Source organism: Corallococcus aberystwythensis (assembly GCF_003612165.1).
GTDB lineage: Bacteria > Myxococcota > Myxococcia > Myxococcales > Myxococcaceae > Corallococcus > Corallococcus aberystwythensis.
Map to the genome: position 1 here is coordinate 1 of NZ_RAWK01000478.1, position 3,224 is coordinate 3,224.

Consider the following 3,224-nt stretch of genomic DNA (forward strand, 5'->3'; position numbering starts at 1 on the left):
GTTGACGACTCCCGCCATGCGCCGGACGGCCGTGGCCTACCTGCTGGAAACGACGCCGGCGGAGCATCTGGGGCTGCTGCGCAAGCGCCTCCACGACGAGGCGCAGCTGATGCAGCTCGGCGGCTGCGCCGTCTGCTGGGCGCCGCGGTCCTTCGCGGAGGTCTACCACGAGCGCGCCGACGTACCGGCGGGCACGTGCAGTAGCGAGCGGTGCCGCGAACTGTGGAGCGAGGCGCGCAATCGCGAAGGCTCCTGGCGGCAGCACGTCCGCACCGCAGGCAGCGAGGAAGCGGTCCATGCCTGAGCGCTGCCGGATTGCTCTCGTGGGCTGCGGCAAGGCAAAGCTGAAGCACCGCGCCGCCGCTCGCCACCTCTACACGGGCAACCTCTTCCGCGCGCACCTGGCGGAGGCGGAAGCCACCACGCCCCACGTCTACGTGGTGTCGGCCCTCCACGGACTGCTCTCGCTCGATGCGCAGGTGGAGCCCTACGACGTCACCCTCCGGGGAATGTCGCACGAGCAGCGCGCTGCCTGGGGGCAACAGGTGGTGGAAGCACTCACGCGCCTCTACCCGGTCGGCGCCGTCGAGCTGCTCGTCTATGCAGGCCGGACGTACGCGGAGCCGCTGCAGGCCTCGATGGCCGCTGCGCAGCGCGGGTGGGCGCTCATGGAGCCTCTCCAGGGGGCCACACAGGGCGCGCGGCTGCGCATCCTCGCGGAGGCGAGCCGGACGCGCGCCGCAGCGCGGGCCCCGCTGCGGCTGCCCGCGCTGGAGGTGGAGCAGACGCCGGGACGCCGCCTCTACCTCTTCGCAGTGGACGGCAAGGTGGTGCCCTCTTTCTCCACCGTGTCGCGGGTGCGCCGCGCGAGCGGCGTACTGGAGGGATACCAGCGTCCCGAAGCGCTCGCCCACGTGGCGGCCATCCGGGAGTACGTGGGGGGCGCGGGGGCATTGGTGCCCAACGCGATCGTGCTCGCCTTCGACTCGCGTGTGCGCTTCGAGCCACTGCCCGGGGCGGACGAGGGCGCGCGACACGGGCACCTCGTCATCCCACGCCAGTCGGGCCCGGACGCCCCGGGCTTCATCGTGGACGGTCAGCAGCGGCTGGCCGCTGTGCGCGACGCGGCGGTGACGGCCTTCCCGCTGGCGTGCACCGCCTTCATCGCTGAGACGGTCGGCCAGCAAGCCGAGCAGTTCATCCTGGTGAATTCGACGAAGCCCCTGCCCAAGGGGCTTATCCACGAGCTACTGCCCAGCACGACGGCGGCGCTCCCCGCGGCGCTGGAGCGCAAGCGCCTGCCGGCGCAGCTCCTCGCCCGCCTCAACCTGGACGAGGGCAGCGCGCTGCGCGGCCTCGTCATTACCCAGACGTGCCCGCGCGCCACCGGGAAGGTGGGGGGGAAGCACTTCACCGCCGTCATCAAGGACACGTCCCTGCTCGCCGCGATGGAGGACTCCCTCTCCGACGGCACGCTGGGCGACCTGGAGCGCGCGGGCGCGGGCGTGGACGCCATGGTGGCGCGCGTGTCCGCGTGGTGGGCCGCCGTCGCCAGCACCTGGCCGGGCGCATGGGCCCGGCAGCCCAAGGAATCGCGATTGTCGCATGGCGCGGGCGTGCGCGCCCTGTCGCTCCTCATGGACTCCGCCTGCCAATTCCTCGCGCAGGAGGGCGAAGCCGAGCCTGCGCAGGACGCCTTCGAGAGAGAGCTCGCGCTGGTGCGGGACGACTGCGCCTGGACGTCCGGCGCCTGGAGTTTTTCCGCCGGCAGCCGCCGGTGGAACGACGTGCAGAACACCCCCAAGGAGGTGGCTCAGCTCGCGCAACACCTGGGCGCCCTCTACCGCGAGCGCCGCGCGGCGAAGAGGCCGGCGCGCATCAGCAGAAAGACGGGTTCGCGATGAGCCACTGCGACGCCCCCATGCGCGTCCCCATCTTCGGCGTCACCGCGCCCCAGCCATGGGCGTGGAGCCTCCAGGTCCGCAACGCGCCCGTCCTCAACCTGTACCGAGCCCCGCCCACGGACGTGATGGGGGCCTACGTCGCGGTTTGCGCAGCGGCGGAGTACGTGCCGGAGCTCAAGGGATGGATGGCCTCTCCGTCCGGGCCGGGCGTCAGCGCCCCGCCTGCGGACGAGCTGCCGACATGCGCGGTGGTGGCGGTGGCGCGCGTCGCCGCGGTGTCGCTGTGGCCGGACTCCTCGCGGCAGTCCCGCTGGTACGTGGGTCCGGCCGGGGTGTGGCTGGAGGACGTGGTGGCGTTGCCGGAGCCAGTGGCGTGCGAGCCCGGCCCCGCGGACACGCTGTGGGAGGTGCCCGCCCAGGTGCTGGCCCGGGTGCGGCTGGCCTTCGGCTCGCTCGTCGGCGAGGACCAGGCGCGCTGGGAGGCCTACGAGGCCCTCGCAGCACGCAGCGGTGGTCGCGCGCCCGCCTCGCTGAAGGACCGCGTCCTCCGGAAGTGCACCTGCCGGCGAGCGATGACGCCGTGCCGGACGTGCCGCGTGTGGCGTTGCACCGCGCCCGAGTGCCCGCCGCACACCTGCGCCATGGGGGTATCCCCGTGAGCCGCTGCCGCTTGCCCGCCGTGCGCTGCGAGCACTGCGGGTCCACCCGCCTGGGCGATGCCGTCACCTACGACGGCCAGCCGTCGCCCCACGCGCCGCGCGTCGCCTCCGCGGCGGTGCGCGCGAAGTACTCGGGCCCCTGGCCCACCTGCCGCCACGGCATCGCGGCCCTGGCCGACTGCGTGGACAAGCCCATCCCTCCCGCGTGCTGCCCCCATCTCATCTCGGAAACCACACCATGAGCACCTGCCCTACTCCTCCCGCTCGCCCACGCCGCCGTCCCGCGCCGCCTCCGCCCCCAGAGGTGTCTGAGGAGGAGCCCGTGCCCGCCGGCATGGTGCGCCTGCTGTCCGGGCAGCTCGTCACCGAGGAGGACGCGAGCCAGGTGATTCCGGGCGAGCTACCGCCCGAGGCGCGCTGGCCAACGCCCACGGACATCGCGCCCGACGTCGGCTTCCAGTTTTCCGGTGACGAGGCCTGCTCCCACGCTGACGAACTGGAGCGCGTGCGTGCCGAACTCGCCCGCCGCGATGAGGCGCTGCTCCGCGAACGCGAGTCCCGCCTGCGCGCCGAAGCGGAGCTGTCGGGCTTCACCCGGGCGGTGTCCCTGCTTGTCCCCGCGCTCGCTGTCCCCGGCGTGTCCCGCGCCCCTGTCCCCATC

At 73.4% G+C, this 3,224-nt stretch carries 5 protein-coding genes; 4 read left to right on the forward strand and 1 reads right to left on the reverse strand.

Features of this window, described 5'->3' with window-relative positions; genetic code table 11:
* The 3 genes from D7W81_RS40555 to D7W81_RS40565 all read left to right on the forward strand — a co-directional run.
* Positions 1-304, forward strand: a 304-nt coding sequence (locus D7W81_RS40555) for a hypothetical protein (protein ID WP_208721682.1), incomplete at its 5' end; no start/stop codon positions are given.
* Entirely contained in the window at positions 297-1,904 is a 1,608-nt protein-coding gene (gene dbpB / locus D7W81_RS40560; RefSeq protein WP_244227782.1) for a DGQHR domain-containing protein DpdB, read from the forward strand. The genes D7W81_RS40555 and dbpB, both read left to right, overlap by 8 nt.
* On the forward strand, positions 1,901-2,563 hold the full coding sequence (locus tag D7W81_RS40565; RefSeq protein WP_120560663.1) for a hypothetical protein: 663 nt from the start codon (positions 1,901-1,903) through the stop codon (positions 2,561-2,563). The genes dbpB and D7W81_RS40565 overlap by 4 nt, the downstream gene beginning before the upstream one ends.
* A gap of 67 nt (positions 2,564-2,630) precedes the next feature.
* On the opposite strand, the gene D7W81_RS44290 is transcribed toward D7W81_RS40565, so the two are convergent.
* Complete coding sequence (locus tag D7W81_RS44290) at positions 2,631-2,753, reverse strand: hypothetical protein (RefSeq protein ID WP_279637943.1); 123 nt, start codon at positions 2,751-2,753, stop codon at positions 2,631-2,633.
* Positions 2,754-2,885: 132 nt separating this feature from the next.
* Here D7W81_RS44290 and D7W81_RS40570 point away from each other — a divergent pair.
* Positions 2,886-3,224: hypothetical protein (locus D7W81_RS40570; protein WP_147445819.1), on the forward strand; the 339-nt coding region annotated here is incomplete at its 3' end.

Bases quoted from the DNA above. Each gene is read 5' to 3' on its own strand.
- D7W81_RS40565 (WP_120560663.1), top strand. From the start codon at position 1,901: ATGAGCCACTGCGACGCCCCCATGCGCGTCCCCATCTTCGGCGTCACC.
- dbpB (WP_244227782.1), top strand. From the start codon at position 297: ATGCCTGAGCGCTGCCGGATTGCTCTCGTGGGCTGCGGCAAGGCAAAG.